The organism is Mucilaginibacter frigoritolerans, assembly GCF_007830615.1.
Taxonomy (GTDB): Bacteria; Bacteroidota; Bacteroidia; order Sphingobacteriales; family Sphingobacteriaceae; genus Mucilaginibacter; species Mucilaginibacter frigoritolerans.
This window is the reverse complement of sequence record NZ_VLLI01000015.1, coordinates 68,751-90,911: the sequence shown is the minus strand read 5'-3', so window position 1 is coordinate 90,911 and position 22,161 is coordinate 68,751. Positions and strand designations below refer to the sequence as shown.

Here is a 22,161-nt window from a genome sequence, read left to right as displayed (position 1 = left end):
ATGAAAAAAATATATTTGTTTTTAACAGGCCTTGCTGCATTTGTTTTAGTAAGTTCTTGTAATAAGTTAGATGTACCTGTTCAGTCGCAGTATGTAAAATCTAACTTTCCAACTACTACGGCTGATTATACAGCCTTATTGGGTACCATGTATTCCAACCTGTCTTCAAACTTCGGAGTAAGTTACTGGCGGATGCAGGAGCTGTCAACTGATGAGGCTATTATACCTGCCCGCGACGGTAACTTTGATGATGGTGGGCAATACAGGCAGTTGCATTATCATACCTGGACGTTTGACCATCCTAACGTAATTACTATATGGCAATGGGGCTTCAGTGGTATAAATACCTGTAACCGTTTGTTAGGAGTGGTTAACAATGCAAATTCTTCACCAAGTGTAAAGGCTGCCTATACCGCCGAAATAAGAGGAATGCGCGCTTTATACTATTATTTTATGATGGATTTGTATGGCAATGTTCCTATCATTACCTCATTTCCGGTAAATACGCCGCCGCCAACACAACCAAGGGCAAAAGTTTTTAGTTTTATTGAAAGCGAATTGCTGGCTATTTTACCACAGTTGCCAAACAAAACCAATAATTCTGCCACAAATACGCTTCAATATGGTCGGCCTACCCGCGCAATGGCATTTGCTTTACTGGCTAAAATGTATCTAAATGCAGGTGTTTATACCGGTACCAATCGTTTTCAGGATGTGGTTACCATGGCCGATAGTGTGCAGAATAATACCAATTATTCACTTGATGCGAGTTACCGCTCCATCTTTTTACCTAATAATGGTCCGCAAATAAATGAAACCATTTTTGCTATCCCTTATGATCAGCAAATACCCGGAAATCAGTTTACACGTTTCGGCTTTTTAGCCTACCTGGCACCGGCTTATGGGTTAAATGCCAGCTTAAGTATAGCTATGAGCACAACGCCCGAGTTTTATAACAGATTTAATTTACCAAACGATTTCAGAACTAATACATGGTTAACAGGCCCGCAGTATTATCCTGATGGCAATGGTGGGTTCACCAATCAGCCTGCTTATTTTCAAGGCACCACCACTCAAATTGTTATCACACCGCAACTGGTATTGGTTCCTGGTAAGCCAATGGATGTTGGTAATACTATAGCTAGCCAGTGTGAAGGAATACGTTCTATTAAATATTATCCTGATCCGGCAATAATACAGGCCACAAGGTTAAATGGCAACGATGTACCTGTTCTTCGCCTTGCAGATGTGTATTTAATGAAAGCCGAAGCCATACTACGCGGAGCTACTATGACAACTGTTGCAGGTGATTTACAAACCCCACTGGAGCTTGTAAATAAAATAAGGGCAAGATCCGGAGCACAACTGGCAACTTCAATTGATCTTCCTGGTTTGCTTGACGAAAGAGCACGTGAACTATCGTGGGAAGGCTGGCGCAGAAATGATCTTATCCGTTATGGTTTATTTGAAACAAGCTATCCTTTACCAAATGATGTGTTAACCATGGATACAGACCCAACACGCCGTTTATTCCCGGTTCCGTCTACCGAATTAAAAACTAATCCTAACCTTGTTCAAAACCCTGGTTATTAATTGGGAGTGGTAGGTTAAAATAAAATTATTGTTCATTTCAGCAACGGGTTAATCTTTTTTAGCCCGTTGCTTTTACACTCAACTTTATGAAAATTATTTTAAGCGCGGTATTAATAATGGGATTGTCGATGTTATCCCAACCGAACAATGACGATTTGCCCATTAATAAAATACAGGTAATCGGATCGCATAATAGTTATAAACAGGCAATTGATCCAAAGCTATTCAGAATGATGCAGCTCAGAGATTCTGTAGGCATGAGTAAAATCGATTATGACCACATCGGTTTTGCCGATCAATTAAATCTCGGTTTATTGAACCTGGAGATAGATGTTTATTCGGATGAAAAAGGAGGTAAATATGCACATCCGAAAGGTTTACAATGGGTTAAAGACCAGCCCCCGTTTGATCCTAATGGTGAAATGCTTGAACCTGGCTTTAAAGTGTTTCACATTACTGATTTAGATTTTAGGAGCAATTGTTTAACCTTAAAAGACGGTCTGCGCCAGTTAAAAGCATGGTCGGACGCACATCCTGATCATAATCCTATTTTTATTACTATCGAACCTAAAGACGAAAAACCTAAAAACCCGGTATTTACTACTCCGGAAATATTTACTGAAAAAACGTTCGAAGATTTAGATAATGAATTTTTAAAGTATCTGGGAAAAGAAAATATTATTACCCCCGACCAGGTAAGAGGCAAATATGCCACACTGGAAGATGCCGTATTACATGATAACTGGCCAACTTTAAAACAAGCCAAAGGCAAATTCTTATTTATCCTTGATGCGAAAGAGCGTAAAAAGGACTTATACATAGCGGGCCATCCATCATTAAAAGGCAGAGTTTTATTTGCCAATGCGGATGCAGGTACACCTGAAGCAGCGATGATGATTCTCAATAATCCTAAAGATAATGCAATAAAAGATTTGGTGAAAAAAGGATACATTATACGTACCCGTGCCGATGGTGATACCAAAGAGGCCCGTGAAAATGATAAAAGTGGCTTTGAAGCAGCTAAGGCGTCCGGAGCCCAGATAATTACCACAGATTACTACCAAAAAAGCACCCATTTTAAATCTGATTATGTGGTCAGCTTTGATGGTGAAAGCAAATATTTCCGTTTAAATCCGGTTTTTAAAAATTAAAGCAGGTTAGCAATAAGAAAACTATTAATAAAATCACAAAATGATATTAAACCTTAATCAAAATAAAATGGTGCTTGCTTTGGTGCGTGCCTTCAATGTTACGCTGCTTACAATCCTATTAGCGTGTATAAGTAATGCCGCGTTGGCTCAGTCAGCGCATGTTAATCCATGGGCGCCAACAGAACTTGGCCCTTTGCCACCTGTAGCAAGCCTTACAGAAGGAGTTTGGCTGAAAGGCGATCTGCATTTACACTCAGACAATAGCAAGGATGCATCTAACAACTCAGTAGCAAAAATTATAGCCTTCGCCAAGTCGGTAGGCATGGGATACATTTGTATTACCGATCATGATAACCACGTTAATGGTGATGTAGCGCATCATACCTGGACTGATCCGGGGTTTAAATCAGATTCGGTATTATTGCTTTATGGTGGAGAGTGGACAACAACCCGTGGCCATGGAAATGCTTTTTCGGCACGGCCCTATGATCATCAGCGTTTATATGATGTTCGTGATCAGCGCGACATCGTTATTCAAGCCGTAAAAAAAGAATTGGGAATTCATCTATCAGCCAATCACCCAAGTGGTAAAGATCATTTCGGATTTTCTTATGATATGGTTGAATCAATTGAAGTATGGAACTCGGCAATATGGTCAAAAAATGCTAACGCAATTATGATTTGGGACGACATGCTCTCATCGGGCCGCAAGTTAACCGGTAGGGGTGGAAGCGACTCGCACCATGGTACGCCTGATTCTCCAGATAAAGCAACCAAAAATACTTATCAGGCTAAGGCAAATTATGTTGGTACGCCAACCACTTGGGTTTTTGCAAAAACACGCACAACACAAGCTGTAGTTGATGCACTTACCAATGGCCGCGTTTCTGTTAGCGCGAATCCTTATGACCCCCGTGTTGAATTTTATGCCGACCTCGATCAGGACGGTAAAATGGATATGATGATGGGCGATAACGTTAAGTCAACAGGAAAGCCGGTTAAATTTCGTGTTCAACTCAGCGGAAAAGTTGCTCCTGATGCCACCTATACTATAAAAGTGGTAAAGAATGGCGATGATTTTAGCACCTTGCAAATGAGTGGCAAAACACCGGTAGTCGAATTTACAGATACACCTGCCATCTCGGGCCGAACTTATTACAGGGTAACCGTTGAAGGGCCGCAAAATGCATATCCGGAAGTACCGAACTCGATGGCTTTAAGCGGTAATATGGTAGGGCTTTCGAACCCGATTTACTTTAATTTTGATCCTAATTTTTGATTATGAATAAAGTAAATTCTGAGTTCGTAATATAAAAGGGGGAGTGTCATATTGATGATACTCCCTGTTTAACACTAAGGTACTGTAGTAAAACTAACAGAGGCTTTTAACTTGTCCCAGCTAACACTTATCACACCGCCGTTATTATCTGCTGCATCTATGGTAAATGTCAACAGCTCTACAGGCTCATTTAAGGCTTGTATGAGCATCGGAACCTTTAAGAAATCGTAATCTGCATTGTGCTCGGTTCCCCATATGTTAGCTTGCTTATTAAATATTAGGGTCCAGCCATTTTGGGTTGGTATGGTAAAAATGGAGTATGCACCGGCCGGAAGCTCTTTTCCGTTAAAATAAAGCGGCTTGCTTAACGAAATTTTTGTAGCTGCATCAGCCCCGGTGCGCCAAATGCGATTCCATGGAACAACTTCACCAAATATGACCCTGTCTCTAACCGATGGACGGGAATAAATGATTTTAACCGCGGCTGCATTAATGGTTGTTTTTACAGAATCAAGCTTGTTAATGATAGCCAACCGCGGGTGCAATTGCTGCTGCTTAACGTTTGAGGCAATTACAGAATCGATATTTAAATACTTGCCTGCTGTACCTTTTATATTAAATGATGTGCCGATACCATCAACCGATTGCATCCTGCCATTTTTATCAAGAAATATAGTAAACATACCCATTACGGAACTTCCTAAGAGCAGTTTCCTGTCGCCTGTTTTTTTGATGATAAACTTTCTGGCACTATTAAACACAATGTGGCTGCTAATTACACTATCGCCCACTCGTTTTGGAGCGAAATTGGCCAACAGGGCAGGCATAAAAACCAGGGCATCGCCCCCGAGATTATTTGCTACCATAATTTTTACAGGGTATTTATGCGTACTGATGCGGTTTTTGCTTCTTGTTTCAATAATGGTAGTATCCTTATCGTAATTTAATTTATAAGCGTAAAGCAATGAATCTTTACCCCTTGCCGGATTATAATTATTCCCCTCCACGTACATTAGTTGGCCATCAGGGAAAAAGGCACCTTTTAATTTACTTACATTAACATAGGGGCTCATGGAAACCACTGTGAGCATAAATTTATTTCCGTTTAATTCAAAGTTGCCCACTGAAGAGGTATCCGGCCCGAGGGTATAAATTAAACTCCCTTTAAACTGAGACGCTTTCTGGGCAACCGCCGAAACGCACAAATGAAGCAATAGCCCTATGAAAAATATTTTTATACGCATAAATTGTTTAGGCGAATTTAGTGTTAAAAATGTTAGCTTATTTATTTTGAAAAAATAGATATAGTTCATCTTTTAAATGAATTTTCTTATAAGGTACTGGTGCTTCTAGTGCAAGTCAAGCATTTTCTCAAAGTCATCATGTATTGTAACGTAATAGAAGGTAATTTTTAGCTTGGGCAAAGGGTGATAAGCGCGCATTTGGCGGCACTTTGGGGAGAATCGATCTACCTTTATCAAATGAATTAACGTCTTATTAACTTCAGACTAACTTCAGTATTATAAAGTAACATTGCCGTTACATCAGTTTAATTATGGAATCCCTGAAAAATTATTTTTTGTCAAACCCTTCTACTTCGCAGGTGCTGCTTTATGCAGGAATAATTTTGAGCCTCTGGCTTATTGAAGCAATCGTCCTGGGCACATCATGGAAAGATAAATGGAAACATACGTTGACAAATACGTTATTTATAGGTACTGCACTTCCGGTTCAGCTTTTCATGACTATTTTTGTCCTGATCATCGCATCATGGGGTGCAGCGCATAGCTGGGGCCTGCTATTTGTACTACCGTATGCCAAAAGTTATTTTACAAAGTATTTTATTGGCTTCATCTTATTGGATTTTTGTGAATACCTATACCACGTAATTATGCACAAGGTTAAGCCTTTTTGGAATTTGCACCTGGTACATCACAGTGATCTGCAATTGGATGTTTCTACAACAGTGCGGGAGCATCCGGCGGAAACTTTTTTGAGAATGTGCTTTTTAATGCTGTGGGTGTTTTTACTGGGGGCATCATTTGGCGTTTTACTGTTACGGCAAACCTTGCAAACAGTCGCTAATATTACCTCCCATACTAAATTCAGGCTTCCTGCCAAAGCCAATCAGATTATCAGTTTGATATTTATTACCCCTAATCTTCACCATGTTCATCATCATTACCAGTTACCCTATACCGACCGCAACTACGGCGATGTACTGAGTATCTGGGACAGGCTATTTAATACTTTTCACCAGGATTTACCGGTTAGTGAAATTACCTACGGGATAGATACACACATGGACCCAAAGGCAAATGCCAGCTTCCTCAGCATATTGAAGATTCCTTTTCTGACAAGAAATAAGTGATCTTTTTTTGTACCAATGGTTTCTGCATTATTAAAAATCATATTTCTGCATTTAAGGATATATGGTTTAAAATTAAACTGCAAAATGTATGAGTTTTGTAGCGGCCAACCGGTAACACTAATTCATTTTAAATGAATATTCTGTCTACAGAATCTCTTCAATTTGGCAGGTTACATTTGATTTAAAACAAGCCAGTGAAACTATTAATTATAGAAGACGAACAAAGTCTGCGGGAAAATATCACTACTTATTTTAATGAGGATGGTAACGTATACGAAAATTGCGGTGATCTTTGTTCTGCAATGGATAAGCTTGCCCTGTACGATTACGATTGTATTCTGTTAGATATTGGTTTGCCGGATGGTGAAGATTTTACCATTCTTAATTATCTGAAAGCCAAAATGAAGTCTGAATCCGTGATCATTATCTCTGCCCGTAATTCTTTGGATGATAAGTTAAAAGGGCTGAATATTGGGGCAGATGATTATTTAACGAAACCATTTCACCTGGCTGAACTAAAAGCGAGGGTTGTGGCGGTTTTTAGAAGAAAAACGGGGAGCAATAAAGGGATACTGGTTTTTAATGAAATCGCTATCGACCTGCAGGGCCGAACTGCAGCTGTCAATGATATACCCATCATCTTAACCAGAAAAGAATATGAAATGTTGCTTTACTTTATTGCCAACAAGGGGAAGGTAATTTCAAAAGCAGCCCTTGCTGAACACCTTTGGGGCGATGAAATGGATATGCACAGCCATTTTGATTTTATTTATACCCATATTAAAAATCTTCGTAAAAAAATAATGGAAGCTGACGGTAAAGATTACCTGCAATCTGTTTACGGTATCGGCTATAAATTTTTAGCTGCGTGAAATTAGCGGCACACTATAACCGGACAAATATTCTCATTACGGTAACGCTGTTAATTATCGGCGCCGTGATTTATTTTTTAGCAATAAATTATATTGCCAGAAGTCAGCTGGACAACGATCTCTCAGAAGAAGTTGCGGAAGTTATAGATTATGTTTCGGCTAATCACAAACTACCTAAACAAGTGGATTTTGATGAAGATCAGACGGTTTTTATTGAAACAAATCAAAAACAGATACAACCCAGGTTTTTCGATACAGTATATGTAAACCCTAAAGAAAAGGAGAAAAAACCAGGAAGAGCGATTGAAAGTATAATTCAATTGAACGGATCATATTATAAGGTAATTATCACTGTTTCGAGAGAAAGCACTGAATATCTTTTACAGTTTGTCGGCATTATCACACTTGGTTTAATGGTTGGCTTATTGCTCACCCTGTTTCTGGCAAACCGGTATTTTTTAAGCGGGCTTTGGAAACCATTCTATGCTTTATTACATCAAATAAAAGAGTTTAACATCTCAGAAAAAAATAACTTCAAATTAACTGGCGAGCGTGTTGATGAATTTGTAGAATTAAGTGCTGCCATCGATGATATGTCAAAGCGGGTTAGCAATGACTATCAGAATTTGAAGCATCTGACGGACAATGCATCGCATGAAATGCTGACGCCACTGGCTGTTATTACTGCTAAATTGGATATATTGATTCAACATGAAAGGCTACCAGCTGAAATATATGAGCAGATAGAAGATATTTACTCGGCTACCAGCAAACTCTCAAGAATGAACCAGACACTGCTGCTGCTCACAAAGATTGAGAACAACCTGATTATTGGAAATGAGCCAATTGATTTAGATATATTACTAACCGACAAGATCAAACAGTTTCAAGAATTGATCTTAGCCAAACAAATATCAGTAACGGAAAATTTAAGAAAAAAAGAAGTTCTTGTAAGTAAATACCTGGTCGATATTTTGTTGAATAACCTCATCAGTAATGCTATCTGGCATAATAACGATTATGGCGATTTGATCATCACCCTGGATGATGAGGAACTGCTTTTCCAAAATACAGGAAGTCCTGTTGCACTAAATAGGGAACATGTTTTTGAACGGTTCAAAAAAGGTAATAAATCTGAGGGAACCGGTTTAGGTTTGACACTGGTAGAAAATATCTGTAAATTTTGTGGATGGGAGATAAGCTATAATTTCAAAGAAAACTTGCACAGCTTTAAGATAGTTTTTTAGACGTTTAAGGGTGGCAATTTTTCCTTTTTGTTTTGCCCTTTAACAATCGGTTATGCATCATAGTGTGAATTTAACACTTTTTAACAAGCAAACTTCAGACTTGCTCCAACATAGGGCTTTATTTTCGGTTAATTTTAAAAGCTAATTGATGGAGCAGCTTAGAACTGCCAATTAGTGTCAAATAAATGTTAAAAAATATTATATAAGGTGATTTTCATGCAAACTTCAGATTGCAACAGTAATATAGCTGTTAAAAACAGGATTATCGTAAAATGAAAGGCATTGAAAATAAAGAAGATATAATCGCGTTTCAATCCGGCGAATGGAATTAAAATACGAGCTTTTGTTTTCATAGAATAATTGCAAGCGATACTTAATACCCGGTTCAAGAATTTACTAATAAAAATAACAACATGAAATTATTACTGATCTCCCTCATTTTAGGCTTGTCTATCAATGTTACCTGGCTAGGTGACTTTAACGAAGCAACTACGGAAGCGACCAAATCTCATAAATACATACTGATCAACTTTTCCGGGTCAGACTGGTGCGGTCCGTGTATTCGCGAAAGAAAAGAGATTTTAGAAAATGAAGTTTTTGAAAAATACGCCTCAGAGCATTTGATATTAGTAAGGGCCGATTTTCCAAGACAGAAAAAGAACCAACTGAGCAAAGAACAGACTAAAAGGAACGAAGAGCTGGCAGATAAATATAATCCGGATGGCAAATTTCCTTATACCATTTTGGTAGATGAACACGGCAAAGTTGTAAAGGACTGGGATGGTTTCCCTAATGAATCGCCAGAAAATTTTGTAAGCCAAATTGCTTCATTTTCAGGCACTGCTAACTAAAGGCGCCATGCTTGTAAGCCTTAATATTTTTATTTTACTTAATAACCCTTGTATAAAATGATAAATCAGATCGTGAAAGTTGCAGCTTGTATACTAGTAGTGATATCTTTTGCCTCATGTGCGAACGTAAAGGAATACCAGAAAAACCGGATCAATGATTCGGAAATGGCTTTAAGCAACCGAAAGGTGGAGAAAAATGAATTGAATTTTCAATCGTACCGCGAAGCCGCTTCCGGTGCTAATGCCGGGAAAACCGGAGGTGGCTGCGGCTGCAATTGATTGCTATTTAATATACTGATTATTAATGAAAAAAATATATATATCCATTCTTGGATTCTCATTCTTATGCCGTATTAACGCCTATTCGCAAGCGAAACAGGATAGTGTGGCAAACAAACCTGCTTATACCATAAATGGTACACCAAAGGCAGATTCCTCCCATTATAATCCGAGAAAGTTTCATATTGATGAAATTGACTTTGTTTCCAGCTATTATTCACAGAATGGTAACCATTCTGCAGTTACCGGTGGCATAGGCACAGAGAAGGTGACCGATCTTGCCACTGGGCTTACCTTAAATTTCGTTAAAACCGACCGTAATTTAAACAAGAATACCCTGCAAGTAGGGCTTGGCTTTGATTACCACACGGCTGCATCACAGGCTTTTGTGTCTAAAACAGGTGCTTCAAGCCCGTCTGGAACCAGGATTTATCCATCTATAGATTATACCATAGAAAGTGCTAAAACCGGTAATACTTTTGGCGTTGGAGCTTATTACTCTAATGAATACAATTATAAGTCATTAGGTGCTGATCTGCATTTTTCCGTAAAAACCGATAATAAAAACGGTGAATTCAGCGCCAAGCTTCAAGGTTATTTTGACAATGTTACGTTGATCTATCCATCAGAGTTAATGCCGGCAACTACAGTCATAACCAATAATTATGGCGACAATGGACATGATGGCCACCGGGATAACTTCGGTACCAGCCCGCGTAAAACTTATAATGCATCTTTTGCCTACTCGCAGATTATTAATTCCAGGTTGCAAATTGCATTTTTGGCGGATGTTGTCGGTCAAAATGGACTCCTGAGCCTGCCATTTCACCGGGTTTACTTCAATGACGGAACGGAAGCAATTGAAAAGCTGCCTTCCTCGCGCTTTAAATTACCACTGGGATTCCGCGCCAATTATTTCCTGGGTGATAATATTATCTTACGTTCTTACTACCGCTATTATGCGGATAGCTGGGGAGTGCGGTCAAGTACAGCTAATTTGGAAGTCGCCTATAAGGTCTCGCCATTCTTTTCCATCTCGCCATTTTACAGATATTATACGCAAACTGCGGCCAGGTATTTTTCTCCTTACGAAGAAGCCAGCCCAACACAACAATATTTTACCAGCAACTATGAATATGCCCAATTCCACAGCCAGTTTTTTGGGGTAGGTTTCAGAATAGCACCGCCTACCGGAGTTTTTGGAATTCAGGGCTTGCATGAACTGGAAGTAAGGTACGGGCATTATGCACAAAATACCGATCTGGTATCAAATGTTGTTTCGGTGAGCCTCGGTTTTAAATAAGTTATATACACCTGATATTATAAGGATCAAACAAGCGTATTCTGTTTGATCCTTATTGAAAAATGTACAACCTATACACAGGAAAGACCAGCTGTGGTAGCATAGCTATGCCCATTTATTTGTTTATTGATAATTAGGCAATGTGGTAATAATGGGTATTAAACAATATCGAATATTGCCTTTTTTTGATCTTTCAGATGTTAATGGTTACTAAACTGGAAAGATTTTTATTTTAAATTAAGATATTGATTTTAAAGATGTTAATAAATGTTAAATCTCATAAAAGAGGCATCTACTTCAATCTATCTTCAGATTCTTACTGTAATATTGCTGATACAATACAGGCCAATATGATTACTATCCAATTCATATAAATTGTGTACCATGACTACTCTTCAAGTTTTTAAAAGAAGCTGCAAACTAATGGGGAACCGTTTTGAATTGAGCGTGGTTGCTACCGATGAGAAATGGGCCAACGAAAGGATTGATGCTGGAATACAGGAGATACAAAGGATTGAAAAACTCCTTACCACTTTTAGTGATGATAGCGAAACTAACCAGGTAAACAATAATGCCGGTATACAACCTGTTAAGGTTAGTCGTGAAACATTTGAACTTATAAAACGCTCCATTAAAATATCGAAGGTTACGCAAGGAGCCTTTGATATTACTTATGGCTCCATTGATAAAAAGTTATGGAACTTTGATCAGCATATGACTGCACTGCCAGATGAGGCTACCGCAAAAAAAATGGTTAGGCTGATCAATTACCAGAATATTACACTGAATGAAGAAGACTGCACTGTTTTTTTGCGGGAGCGGGGCATGCGTATCGGTTTTGGCGGAATTGGAAAAGGATATGCTGCCGAACGGGCCAAACATGTAATGGTGCAATTGGGTGTAGAAAGTGGTGTAGTAAACGCTTCGGGCGATTTAAACGCGTGGGGATTGCAGCCTGACGGAAAAAAATGGACCATTGGCATTGCCAATCCTGATTCTTCGCACCAGGTTTTTTCTTATCTCCATATTTCAGGTTTGGCCGTTGCCACATCTGGCAATTACGAAAAATATGTGATGATTGATGGTAAGAAATATTCCCATACCATTAACCCGCGTACAGGTTTACCGGTAACGGGAATAAAAAGTGTAACCATCATCTCCACCAACGCAGAAATTGCCGATGCTATGGCTACCCCGGTTACCATTATGGGTGTTTACGCCGGTTTGGATATGATTAACCAGATGAAAGATATTGAGGCGATCATTATCGACGATGATGATAATTTATATACTTCTAAAAATATAAATATTACTTAAAACCCCTGATTATGATAACCCAAACAATTAAAGTTACTACTGCCCTGCTGCTGGCAGTATCCGTAACATCATGTGTACGACTTAAGGAATACCAAAAAAATAGGATCAATGATTCTGAAATGGCGCTTAGTAACCGGAAAGTAGAAAAAAATGAATTGAATTTCCAATCGTACCGCGAAGCCGCATCTGGTGCCAATGCCGGTAAAACTGGCGGTGGCTGCGGTTGCAACTAATTGATCATCATTTTTTAAGCCGACACAATACATGAAAAAGATATTTTTATCCATTGTTGGATTTTCGATGATATGCCGTTTTAGTGCCTTTGCCCAAACTAAAGAAGATACAAGTCACAACAAAAGTCCGTTTACTTTATACCAGCCGGTCAAAATTAATTCAGACCCGGCGCCGGATGATTACAATCCGCGAGCCCTGAGGATAGATGAAATCAACCTGGTTTCCAGCTATTACTGGCAACGGGGAGATCATTCAGCTATTACTGGTGGTATCGGTACAGAAAAAGTTTCGGATATCTCCAATGGATTAGACCTTAAGCTTGCCTGGAACGGCGACAATCAGAACAAAAATACGATCTCATTGGGTTTAGGGCTCGACCATCATACCTCTGCATCATCGGCTTTTGTTACTACAACAGGCCTGGGGAAACAAGGTGGAACACGTATCTATCCATCTTTTGACTGGACGGTTGAAAATAGTAAAACCGGAAATACCTTCGGCATCGGAACGTATTATTCAGGTGAATATAATTACAAGTCTTTAGGCGCTGATGTTCATTTTTCAAAAAAGACAGCTGACAAGAATGGAGAATTCAGTTTTAAACTGCAAGCCTATCTGGATCATGTAACGTTGATTTATCCATCAGAACTCGTAAAAATCATTAATCCGGCAGCAACGAGCGCAACATACATTACTACAGCCAGCGGTAATGTTGTTTTGAGTAACGGAGCAAGTACAATTCCTACCAAACCTCGAGATACCTATACTGCCTCTTTTGGGTATTCCCAAATTATTAATTCAAGGCTTCAGATTATGTTCCTTGCAGATGTTGTAGCACAACATGGTTATCTGAGCCTGCCTTTTCACCGTGTTTATTTCTATAATGCGAAAGGAGACTCTGTTGAAAAACTGCCATCATCGCGCTTTAAGCTCCCATTAGGATTCAGGGCTAATTATTTCCTTGGAGATAATATCATTCTCAGGTCTTATTACCGCTATTACCTGGATAATTGGGGTACACGTGCCAATACAGCAAGTTTGGAAATTGCTTACAAAGTTTCACCATTTTTTTCCATATCGCCATTTTACCGGTATTATACCCAAACTGCCGCCCGGTATTTTGCACCTTATGGGGAGCATAGTGTTTCAGATGAATACTATACCAGCAACTATGAATATGCCAAATTTAACAGCCAGTTTTTTGGTGTAGGTTTTAGGGTAGCCCCGCCTAAAGGAGTTTTTGGCTGGCATAACCTGCATGAACTGGAGATCAGGTACGGACATTATGCCCAAAATACCGATCTGGTATCAGACGTTGTTTCTTTAAGTCTTGGCTTTAAATAGCTCTTCAATTTAATATAGAAGTATTATATGCGGTATGTGAAAGTAAATAAGAGTTTTATGCTATTGGGCATACTCTTATTTGCTTCAGCTGCTGTCAATGCACAAAGGCATGCCAATGCCGGTGATAGGATTTTAGGGCAATGGATCTCTGAAAAAAGAAACCTAATTGTAGAAATTGATAAATATGGCAATGAATACCGGGGTAAAGTAATCTGGTTTAATGACAAAGATAACCCTCAATACCCGATGAATGATAGGATAGATTTCAATAATCCGGATGTTTCGCTTAGAAAAAGGAAATTGATAGGATTGGTGGTATTGAAGTCATTAATTTATGAAGAAAACTCCCATAGCTGGGAAAATGGGCTTATCTATGACTCACGGAGCGGAAAGGAATGGAATTCCTGTGTTAATTTAACAGCTGATGGTAGCTTATTTGTAAAAGGGTATTGGCATTTCAAATTTATTGGAAAGACTACCACCTTTCGGCGAATAAATTTTGATCATCAATAAAATAGGTTAGGGACTGTTTTTATCAGCCAGACATTTAGAATAAAGGCTTTTTTTGCATAACAGTGCTTAGCAAGGTAGATTAAGTTCAAAATTTAATGCCTTTTATAGTCATTTCATCTGCTAGCTTTTTTGAGATTGGCCTACAGGCACAGTTTTTTTGATGTTCCAGGTGCCACTCAACTTTTTGCCCAAAAGTTGGATATTTAGGCATCGGATGATTACGATGCCATTACTTATTTATTTCCATATAGGTGCGGATTACTTCTGCACTATTTTTTTATCTAAAATGCCGGAACCGAATCCATAGGATATGGATAAACCAGTAAAGGCACGGTTGTGTTAGCTGCTATTTTTTTAGTAACGCTCGATTTAAAAAGGAAATCAAACAAACTGTTTTTCCGGTGAACCATCACCATCATGTCCGGTTTTTCATTTTCCAATACCCAAACCAATCCCTTTTTTACATTTTGATTAGGGAAATTACGATAACTAATACGTCTGTAGCTAACGTTAAGAACCATTTGCTGCATAAATGCGTTTTCCGCTTTATTGTGGTCAACATCTACAGATAATTCCATATTCACATTCCCAATAATGATGTGGGCTGAAAATTCATCGGCTAGGCCAGCAACTGCATTTATATATTTAATATCGTTCGGGTTTAGGTCTGTGGCAAAAACAATCTTTTCTATATTTTCTATTGGGGCATTTTCCGGAATCAATAATAGCGGAAGCCTTGTATCGTCAATTAATTCACGGCAATTATTTCCTAATGCAAAGGTTGAAATCGCATCAGACCCATGTGTACCCGCTACTAACAGAACAATATCTTCGTTTTGTTGCAATATTGGCAGTGAATTTTCAACGGGACCTTCCTCACATCTGCAAGTAATAGCTGGTACAAATGGTCCTGTTACGGCCCCTTCATTGAAGCTGTGCTTTAACTTGTTGCGCAGGCTGTGTAAGCCTTTTTCTGCATCCGATTTAATCTCTTTGTATTCATCAACGGGCCATGCCAGCTGTGTGGCAGACATAGCGATATCCGCAGGCACCAGAAATGCATTGAATAATAAAACATTTGCTTTGATTTTTTTTGCCAGCTGCAGGGCATACCTGGCTGCGTGCTCTGAACGTGGAGAGAAATTGATTAATACGGCTATGGTTTTCATGATGGGGCAACTTTAATATGATGTTATAAAGTTGAGCAAATACAGTAAGGCAAAAAATGAGTTAGATCACCTAAAAGTTTGTTTTTAATCAATAACTGATAGTTTCCCTCAATAATGAAGTCTATCGCTAAAATTTACCATGAGTAAAATTAAGAAATATAAATTTGTGAGTTTTTTTATACCTTTAGTGTATCCGATTATAAATGAAACCCCTGTTATATTTTCTTTTTTGTTGCTTTTTCTTTTCGTGCTATACTGTTGATGCCCAGTCATCTACTGATAGTCTTCGAAATAAATTAAATAAGGTTTTAGCAGATAAGGATGTTTACGTAGGGCAAAAGCAGGCCCGTATTGAAGATTTAAATAAAAAATTAAAAAAGGCCGGTGATGCCCGGGCAAAGTATGGTTTATACGAACTGCTTTTTAATGAATATAAAAATTTTAGTTATGATTCAGCCTATAGCTATGCTAAAAAGCTGGAGCTAACCGCCAATCAGCTTAAAGATCCGGTTCTTTTGGCATCGGCTAAAATGCAGGTGGGATTTACGCTGATCTCGTCAGGTTTGTTTAAAGAAACACTGGAAACTTTAAATAGCATTAACACAGGCTTGCTAACCGATACTGCCAAAGTTGATTATTACTTTTTAAAGGCACGAAGTTATTTTGACTGGTCGGATTTTGACAGAAATGGCGATTATTCGGCAATTTATAATCCGGAAGGTATTAAATGCGTGGATTCGGCACTGGCACTGAGTCGGCCTGGAACTTATGCTTACCTTGCATCTAAGGGTTTAAAAGATCTGCGTTTGGGTAATTACCCTGAAGGGGTGAAGGATTATAAAGCATTGCTTAGTATAAAGAACCTTACACCACATCAGTTTGCTATAAATGCTTGCTGCTTAAGCTTTATTTACGAGGAGCTGGGATACAAAGAGCAATCTATTGACCTGTTGATAGAGGCAGCAATATCCGATATTCAATCGGCCACTAAAGAAACTGTAGCTATATACAAAGTGGCCGATTACTTGTATAAAAAAGGCGATTTGAAAAATGCCTATACCTATATTAACCAGGCCATAGATGAAGCCAACTTTTATGGCGCGCGGCACAGGCAGGTAACCATAAGCAGCATTTTACCCATTATAGAGGCCCAGCGCATGAGCGCAGTGGAGCAGCAAAGGAGATCGTTGATTATTTATTCGTCAATAATTACTGTGCTGGTAATTTTTGTGATTTTATTTGCAGTAATCATATTTATGCAATTAAAAAAACTGCGTATTGCCGATAACCTGATAAAAGCAGCCAATATTTCACTACAGGATAATAATAAGGCGCTGGAAGAACTCAATAAAAACTTAAGCACTGCCAATAAAATCAAAAACGAATACATAGGGTATTACTTTAACATCAATACCATTTATATTGAGAAGTTGGAAAGCTTTAAAATGTCGATAGATAAAAAATTAAGCAGCAAGCGGTATGAAGATGCATTGACTGCAGTTAAGAAGCTGAACCTGGAAGATGAAAGACATCAGCTTTTCCACACTTTTGATAAGGTATTTCTTCGTTTGTTTCCTGACTTTATTCAGAAGTTTGATGCCCTGTTTAATGGCGATAATGAAATCATTATTCCTGACGGACAATTGCTCAGTACTGAGCACCGCATCTTTGCATTGATCAGGATGGGCATCCACGATAACGACAGGATAGCAAAACTCCTGGGCTATTCGGTTAACACTATTTACTCCTACAAAAACCGCATTAAAAACAAATCATTTGTTGCTAATGATGAGTTTGATAACCATATAATGGCCATTGAGGCTGTTTAAAACGGTTTACCGGTTATTCCAAAATCTATATTGAGCTTCTTTTAAGTATTTGTAAGTAATTGATTGTTAATTATTTATAAATTGTATTGTCTTATAATTTTCTATATTGGTGTTTCCGGCTATTGGGAATGATTTATCATCCTCTTTTCTTTGATGTGGATTTGGTAACCAACGGATCCATTTATAAACCCAATATTAAACCAATAAATTAATGAAACAGATTTACTTTTTCAGGTACATTTTTCTGTTGCTTTTTATTTGCCTGTCGGCCACAGTTATGGCCCAAACAGGTACAATTACCGGCCGGGTAATTGATGAAAGCAGCCTTCCCCTTCCCGGCGCAACCGTTACAATTAAGGGCACTACTTTAAGTGCCGCAGCTGATGTAAACGGATATTTTAAATTAAGCAATGCCCCATCAGGCGCACATGTATTAGTTGTAAGTTTTATAGGATATGAACCAATAGAGCAGCCGGTAACGGTTAATGGTACCATAAATGTAAGCCTGCAATTAAAATCATCATCAGTTATACTTAACCAAGTAGCCGTTATTGGTTATGGTACGGTTAAAAAGAGTGATGCAACCGGCGCCATTGACGTAGTTACCGCTAAAGATTTGAACAAGGGGGCAGTGAACTCAGTTCAGGATGCTATTTCTGGTAAGCTTGCTGGTGTAACCGTTACTTCTAATTCTGGCGCTCCGGGTAATACTTCAACTATCCGTATAAGGGGTATCACTTCACTTAATGCAAGTACTGATCCATTAATAGTGGTAGATGGTGTTCCGTTAAGTAACGAGGTTCCTGGAGGTAGTGCCAATATTTTAACAACTATTAATCCTGATGATATTGAAAATATTACGGTATTGAAGGATGCCTCTGCAACAGCAATTTTTGGTTCGCGCGGATCAAGCGGTGTAATTATGATCACCACCAAACGCGGTACTAAAAAACTGACTATCAATTACAATACTACAGCTTCATTATCCGTAATCCCTAAAGAGGTACCGGTGTATAATGCGCAGCAGTTTCGTGATATTGTGAATGAAACTTATCCTGGTCAAACCGCAGTTTCGTCATTATTAGGCAATGCCAATACCGATTGGCAGAAACAGATCTACCAAAATGCATTTGGTAATGATCAGAACCTTAGTATTTCAGGAAGCACCAAAACAATGCCTTACCGTGTTTCGGTTGGATATGATAATGCCGATGGTATTTTGAAAACCTATAATTTTCAGCGTACTACGCTCGGTGTTAACTTAGATCCTAGCTTTTTTCATAATACTTTAACTGTTCACGTAAACTTAAAAGGTTTATACAATCCCAATAATTTTGCAGATCAGGCCGCTATAGGTAGTGCCGTAAACTATGACCCTACGCAATCAATTTATAATGGTAATACACGCTACAGAGGCTATACCACATGGGCAACAGCTGGAAATACCAACATCAATGGTGATCCCGTTACCCTGGCTACCGCAAATCCGGTTGCCCGTTTAGATGAAACGGACAATAAATCAACCAGCAGAAGAAGCATTGGTAATGTGCAGTTTGATTATAAAATACCTGGTATTGATGGCTTAAGGGCTAATTTGAATCTGGGTTATGATTATCAGTATACGTTTGGTTTGAATAACGTATTGGATAATACACCATGGATTTCTCTGCCGGTTGCCCTTGGTGGTCAAAAAAACACGTACAATACAGGTAACCACAATGCTTTAGCTGAGTTTTACCTGAATTACAAAAAGGATTTGAAATCAATTAAGAGTGTGATTGATGTAACCGGTGGTTATTCTTTCTCTGATTTTTATACATATGGTAATTCTGTTAATGCAGATTATAATGAAACACAGGTTAAAACTTTCCCATACAAAACAGATTATAAACTGATCTCATTTTTTGGGAGAGCCAATTACACTTTCGATGATAAGTATGAACTGACCTTTACAATAAGGGACGATGGTACTTCAAGATTTGGACCGCAATACCGTTTTGGTGTTTTCCCTGCAGGTGCATTTTCATGGAAGATAATGGATGAAGATTTCATGAAAGGTAGTACTGTGTTCTCCAACCTTAAACTACGTTTAGGTTATGGTACCACAGGGCAGCAGGATTTAACAGGTAATAATAACTACCCATATCAGGCAGTTTTTGTACAGAGCGATCCATCGTCAAGGTATCAATTTGGAAATACTTTTTATTATACTTTACGCCCCAACCCGTATGATGCCGGCATAAAATGGGAGTCGACCACTACCAGTAACGTGGGTATTGACTTTGGTTTCTTTAACAACCGCTTAACCGGTAGTATTGACGGATATTACAAAAAAACCTCTAACCTGCTTAACGTAGTTACAGTGCCTGCTTTAACCAATTTTGGTTCAACAGTACTTGAAAACGTTGGAAGCATGGAGAATAAAGGAGCTGAACTTGCTTTAAATGCCATTATTATTAGTCAAACCGACTGGCATTGGAGGTTAGGTTATAACGTTAGCTTCAATAAAAACAAAATCCTGAACCTGGTAGGTTCAAACCAGCCTGGTTATGTACAGGTAAATCCTAATTCGGGTATTTCCGGAACAACATCAGGAGATATACAATACAATACAATACTGTTGGCCAACCTGTCAATTCTTATTATGTTTTCCAGCAGATTTATGATAAAAACGGAAAACCAATAGAGGATGGTTATGTAGACCGCAATCATGATGGAGTGATCAATAGTGCCGACATGTATTTTGATAAAAGCCCTAACCCTACAGTAACAATGGGCATCAACTCTGATGTTACTTATAAAAGATTTGATTTCAGCTTTTCAGGCAGGGTAAGTTTAGGTAACTATAATTATAACAATGTTGCCGCAGGTAGTACTTACTATGGGGTTTACTCATCACTAGGTTATTTACAAAACCAAACAACAGCTGCAAGCTTAACACAATTTAAAAATGTACCATTGATGACTAATCAGTCTGATTATTACATACAAAATGCTTCGTTTTTCAGAATGGATAATATGAATGTGGGGTATACCTTCCCTCCATATTTGAAAGACAAGCTGAAATTACGTGTTAGCGCAGGTGTACAAAATGTATTTGTGATTACACCTTATAAAGGTTTAGATCCTGAGATAGCAGGTGGTCTGGACAATAATTTCTTCCCGAGACCACGTATTTATCAACTTGGTTTAAACGCTAATTTTTAATTGAAACGATCATGAAATCATATAAAATATTTTCAATTCAGGCAGTCATGATAACCATGCTTGCTTGCTCCTGCACAAAAAAACTGAATACCGTACCTATTGACCCATTGGTAACAACTTCGGCCAATGTGTACAACACTCCCATATCTTATAAAGAAGGCTTGGCCAAGTTATACGCGTCAATGGCGGTGTCAGGTCAAAATATAAGTTTTTCTGAGCCTGATTTACAAGCAGCAGACCAGGGAACAGCGTGTTTTTTACGTGAATACTGGGCTGCCGAAGAAGTAACTACAGATGAATGTATCAACGCCTGGGGCGATGGCGGTTTGGTAGAATATCACGGAGGTATTTGGTCTGACCAAAATCTTTATGTAGGATTAATGTACCAAAGGATATTTGTAAATATTGCTTACTGTAATGAATACATCAGGGATGTAAATGCAAAACTAGGATCATTAAGCGGTTCATTAAAAAACGATGTAACACAGTACGTGGCAGAAGCCAGGTTTTTAAGGGCATATTTTTACGAATGTGCTATGGACATGTACGGAAATGTTCCTTTTGCAACAGAAGCCGATTTGCCGGGTACATTTATACCTAAACAAATTGCAAGAGCTGATTTATTTAAATACATAGAATCAGAATTAATTGCCATACAACCTACGCTTGCTGATCCAACAACTAATGAGTATGCCCGTATTGACCGGGCTGCTGACTGGGCTTTATTAAGCAGGTTATATTTGAATGCACAGGTATTTACCGGAACAGCCAGATATACTGATTGTATTACTTACTGTAATAATATCATTAACTCAGGTAAATACGCTTTGCACCCAAGCTACCAGAATTTATTTTTAGCTGATAACAATGGCTATCGTGATGAAATCATTTTACCATTGGCTGAAGACGGAACAAATACCGAAAGCTATGGCGATATGACCTTTATTATTCATGCAGCTGTTGGTGGTTCTGAAGATGCTACCAATACATTTGGTATTGCATCAGGCGGTTGGGCCGGTAACAGGATGACCAATACTTTTGTGACCCGGGTATTCCCTGATGCATCAGGGAATACAGATAAAAGGGCCATTTTTTATACATCAGGACAAACCCTTGGCCCAATTACCCAACCAACCGTATTTACGCAAGGATACCTTTGTGCTAAATTCAAAAATGTTACTTCAACAGGTATACCGGGATCAAACACAACCTTTGTAGATACTGATTATCCCTTATTCAGGCTTTCGGAAATTTATCTGAATTATGCCGAAGCTGTACTACGTGGTGGTAATGGTGGCGATGCTGCTACTGCACTATCGTTGGTAAATAAAATAAGGGAACGTGCCGGCGCAGGTGATATCACTTCAGGACAGTTAGACCTAAACTTTATGATTGATGAGCGCGGACGCGAGTTATACTGGGAAGGTTTCAGAAGAACTGACCTTATCAGGTTCGGCCTGTTTACCGGCGGAGTCTATTTATGGGATTTTAAAGGTAACGTTCAAAGTGGAACAGCAACAGATGCACACTTAAACCTATTCCCAATACCTGCATCCGACAGGCAAAATAATCCAAACCTAGTTCAAAATCCTGGCTATTAAA

The 22,161-nt window shown here is 38.7% G+C and carries 19 protein-coding genes; 17 read left to right on the top strand and 2 right to left on the bottom strand.

What is annotated here, in order from left to right:
* The 3 genes from JN11_RS21280 (at position 1) to JN11_RS21270 (ending at position 4,023) form a co-directional block, all read left to right on the top strand.
* On the top strand, positions 1–1,593 hold the full coding sequence (locus tag JN11_RS21280; protein WP_144915976.1) for a RagB/SusD family nutrient uptake outer membrane protein: 1,593 nt from the start codon (positions 1–3) through the stop codon (positions 1,591–1,593).
* Positions 1,594–1,679: 86 nt separating this feature from the next.
* Positions 1,680–2,744 (top strand): phosphatidylinositol-specific phospholipase C1-like protein, encoded by a 1,065-nt coding sequence (locus JN11_RS21275; protein ID WP_144915974.1) that lies wholly within the window; start codon positions 1,680–1,682, stop codon positions 2,742–2,744.
* Between the two features lie 40 nt (positions 2,745–2,784).
* Positions 2,785–4,023: a CehA/McbA family metallohydrolase gene (locus JN11_RS21270; RefSeq protein WP_144915973.1), complete on the top strand. Its 1,239-nt coding sequence runs from the start codon at positions 2,785–2,787 to the stop codon at positions 4,021–4,023.
* A 74-nt stretch (positions 4,024–4,097) separates the two neighbouring features.
* Here the strand turns inward: JN11_RS21270 and JN11_RS21265 are convergent, their stop codons facing one another.
* Positions 4,098–5,267, bottom strand: a complete 1,170-nt coding sequence (locus JN11_RS21265; RefSeq protein WP_170227820.1) for a DUF2911 domain-containing protein — start codon at positions 5,265–5,267, stop codon at positions 4,098–4,100.
* Between the two features lie 311 nt (positions 5,268–5,578).
* On the opposite strand from JN11_RS21265, the gene JN11_RS21260 reads away from it, so the two are divergent.
* From JN11_RS21260 to JN11_RS21215, 10 genes are all read left to right on the top strand, one after another.
* Positions 5,579–6,394 carry a sterol desaturase family protein gene (locus JN11_RS21260; RefSeq protein ID WP_144915969.1) on the top strand — a complete coding sequence of 272 codons (816 nt, stop codon included), beginning with the start codon at positions 5,579–5,581 and terminating at the stop codon, positions 6,392–6,394.
* Positions 6,395–6,588: 194 nt separating this feature from the next.
* Positions 6,589–7,266 (top strand): response regulator transcription factor, encoded by a 678-nt coding sequence (locus JN11_RS21255; RefSeq protein WP_144915968.1) that lies wholly within the window; start codon positions 6,589–6,591, stop codon positions 7,264–7,266.
* A complete protein-coding gene (locus JN11_RS21250; RefSeq protein WP_144915966.1) occupies positions 7,263–8,513 on the top strand; it encodes a sensor histidine kinase in 1,251 nt (416 codons plus the stop codon). The genes JN11_RS21255 and JN11_RS21250 overlap by 4 nt, the downstream gene beginning before the upstream one ends.
* Before the next feature lie 413 nt (positions 8,514–8,926).
* Entirely contained in the window at positions 8,927–9,364 is a 438-nt protein-coding gene (locus tag JN11_RS21245) for a thioredoxin family protein (RefSeq protein ID WP_144915965.1), read from the top strand.
* A gap of 57 nt (positions 9,365–9,421) precedes the next feature.
* Positions 9,422–9,643: a DUF4266 domain-containing protein gene (locus tag JN11_RS21240; protein WP_144915963.1), complete on the top strand. Its 222-nt coding sequence runs from the start codon at positions 9,422–9,424 to the stop codon at positions 9,641–9,643.
* Positions 9,644–9,668: 25 nt separating this feature from the next.
* A complete protein-coding gene (locus tag JN11_RS21235; RefSeq protein WP_144915961.1) occupies positions 9,669–10,946 on the top strand; it encodes a DUF3570 domain-containing protein in 1,278 nt (425 codons plus the stop codon).
* A gap of 384 nt (positions 10,947–11,330) precedes the next feature.
* A complete protein-coding gene (locus JN11_RS21230; protein WP_144915960.1) occupies positions 11,331–12,263 on the top strand; it encodes an FAD:protein FMN transferase in 933 nt (310 codons plus the stop codon).
* 11 nt (positions 12,264–12,274) lie between these two features.
* On the top strand, positions 12,275–12,496 hold the full coding sequence (locus JN11_RS21225; protein WP_144915958.1) for a DUF4266 domain-containing protein: 222 nt from the start codon (positions 12,275–12,277) through the stop codon (positions 12,494–12,496).
* A 31-nt stretch (positions 12,497–12,527) separates the two neighbouring features.
* Complete coding sequence (locus JN11_RS21220) at positions 12,528–13,841, top strand: DUF3570 domain-containing protein (RefSeq protein ID WP_144915957.1); 1,314 nt, start codon at positions 12,528–12,530, stop codon at positions 13,839–13,841.
* 36 nt (positions 13,842–13,877) lie between these two features.
* The gene (locus JN11_RS21215; protein WP_170227819.1) at positions 13,878–14,354 is read left to right on the top strand and encodes a DUF2147 domain-containing protein; all 477 of its coding nucleotides are present in this window, start codon (positions 13,878–13,880) and stop codon (positions 14,352–14,354) included.
* 281 nt (positions 14,355–14,635) lie between these two features.
* On the opposite strand, the gene JN11_RS21210 is transcribed toward JN11_RS21215, so the two are convergent.
* Complete coding sequence (locus JN11_RS21210) at positions 14,636–15,523, bottom strand: universal stress protein (protein WP_144915954.1); 888 nt, start codon at positions 15,521–15,523, stop codon at positions 14,636–14,638.
* A 203-nt stretch (positions 15,524–15,726) separates the two neighbouring features.
* Between JN11_RS21210 and JN11_RS21205 the strand changes: the two genes are divergently transcribed.
* The 4 genes from JN11_RS21205 to JN11_RS21190 all read left to right on the top strand — a co-directional run bounded on the left by JN11_RS21205 (position 15,727) and on the right by JN11_RS21190 (position 22,160).
* Positions 15,727–17,352 carry a DUF6377 domain-containing protein gene (locus JN11_RS21205; protein ID WP_144915951.1) on the top strand — a complete coding sequence of 542 codons (1,626 nt, stop codon included), beginning with the start codon at positions 15,727–15,729 and terminating at the stop codon, positions 17,350–17,352.
* Positions 17,353–17,563: 211 nt separating this feature from the next.
* Positions 17,564–20,038, top strand: coding sequence for a SusC/RagA family TonB-linked outer membrane protein (locus tag JN11_RS21200; protein WP_144915948.1), 2,475 nt, complete (start codon positions 17,564–17,566; stop codon positions 20,036–20,038).
* Between the two features lie 50 nt (positions 20,039–20,088).
* Positions 20,089–20,559: a hypothetical protein gene (locus JN11_RS21195; protein WP_144915946.1), complete on the top strand. Its 471-nt coding sequence runs from the start codon at positions 20,089–20,091 to the stop codon at positions 20,557–20,559.
* An 11-nt stretch (positions 20,560–20,570) separates the two neighbouring features.
* Positions 20,571–22,160, top strand: a complete 1,590-nt coding sequence (locus JN11_RS21190) for a RagB/SusD family nutrient uptake outer membrane protein (protein WP_144915943.1) — start codon at positions 20,571–20,573, stop codon at positions 22,158–22,160.
* Position 22,161: the final 1 nt, after the last annotated feature.

Excerpts from the sequence above, each read along its gene's own strand:
- JN11_RS21245 (WP_144915965.1), top strand. The coding sequence starts at position 8,927 with ATGAAATTATTACTGATCTCCCTCATTTTAGGCTTGTCTATCAATGTT.
- JN11_RS21220 (WP_144915957.1), top strand. The coding sequence starts at position 12,528 with ATGAAAAAGATATTTTTATCCATTGTTGGATTTTCGATGATATGCCGT.
- JN11_RS21225 (WP_144915958.1), top strand. The coding sequence starts at position 12,275 with ATGATAACCCAAACAATTAAAGTTACTACTGCCCTGCTGCTGGCAGTA.
- JN11_RS21235 (WP_144915961.1), top strand. The coding sequence starts at position 9,669 with ATGAAAAAAATATATATATCCATTCTTGGATTCTCATTCTTATGCCGT.
- JN11_RS21230 (WP_144915960.1), top strand. The coding sequence starts at position 11,331 with ATGACTACTCTTCAAGTTTTTAAAAGAAGCTGCAAACTAATGGGGAAC.
- JN11_RS21200 (WP_144915948.1), top strand. The coding sequence starts at position 17,564 with ATGAAACAGATTTACTTTTTCAGGTACATTTTTCTGTTGCTTTTTATT.
- JN11_RS21205 (WP_144915951.1), top strand. The coding sequence starts at position 15,727 with ATGAAACCCCTGTTATATTTTCTTTTTTGTTGCTTTTTCTTTTCGTGC.
- JN11_RS21240 (WP_144915963.1), top strand. The coding sequence starts at position 9,422 with ATGATAAATCAGATCGTGAAAGTTGCAGCTTGTATACTAGTAGTGATA.
- JN11_RS21280 (WP_144915976.1), top strand. The coding sequence starts at position 1 with ATGAAAAAAATATATTTGTTTTTAACAGGCCTTGCTGCATTTGTTTTA.
- JN11_RS21190 (WP_144915943.1), top strand. The coding sequence starts at position 20,571 with ATGAAATCATATAAAATATTTTCAATTCAGGCAGTCATGATAACCATG.
- JN11_RS21270 (WP_144915973.1), top strand. The coding sequence starts at position 2,785 with ATGATATTAAACCTTAATCAAAATAAAATGGTGCTTGCTTTGGTGCGT.
- JN11_RS21260 (WP_144915969.1), top strand. The coding sequence starts at position 5,579 with ATGGAATCCCTGAAAAATTATTTTTTGTCAAACCCTTCTACTTCGCAG.
- JN11_RS21275 (WP_144915974.1), top strand. The coding sequence starts at position 1,680 with ATGAAAATTATTTTAAGCGCGGTATTAATAATGGGATTGTCGATGTTA.
- JN11_RS21265 (WP_170227820.1), bottom strand. The coding sequence starts at position 5,267 with ATGCGTATAAAAATATTTTTCATAGGGCTATTGCTTCATTTGTGCGTT.
- JN11_RS21195 (WP_144915946.1), top strand. The coding sequence starts at position 20,089 with ATGTATTTTGATAAAAGCCCTAACCCTACAGTAACAATGGGCATCAAC.
- JN11_RS21210 (WP_144915954.1), bottom strand. The coding sequence starts at position 15,523 with ATGAAAACCATAGCCGTATTAATCAATTTCTCTCCACGTTCAGAGCAC.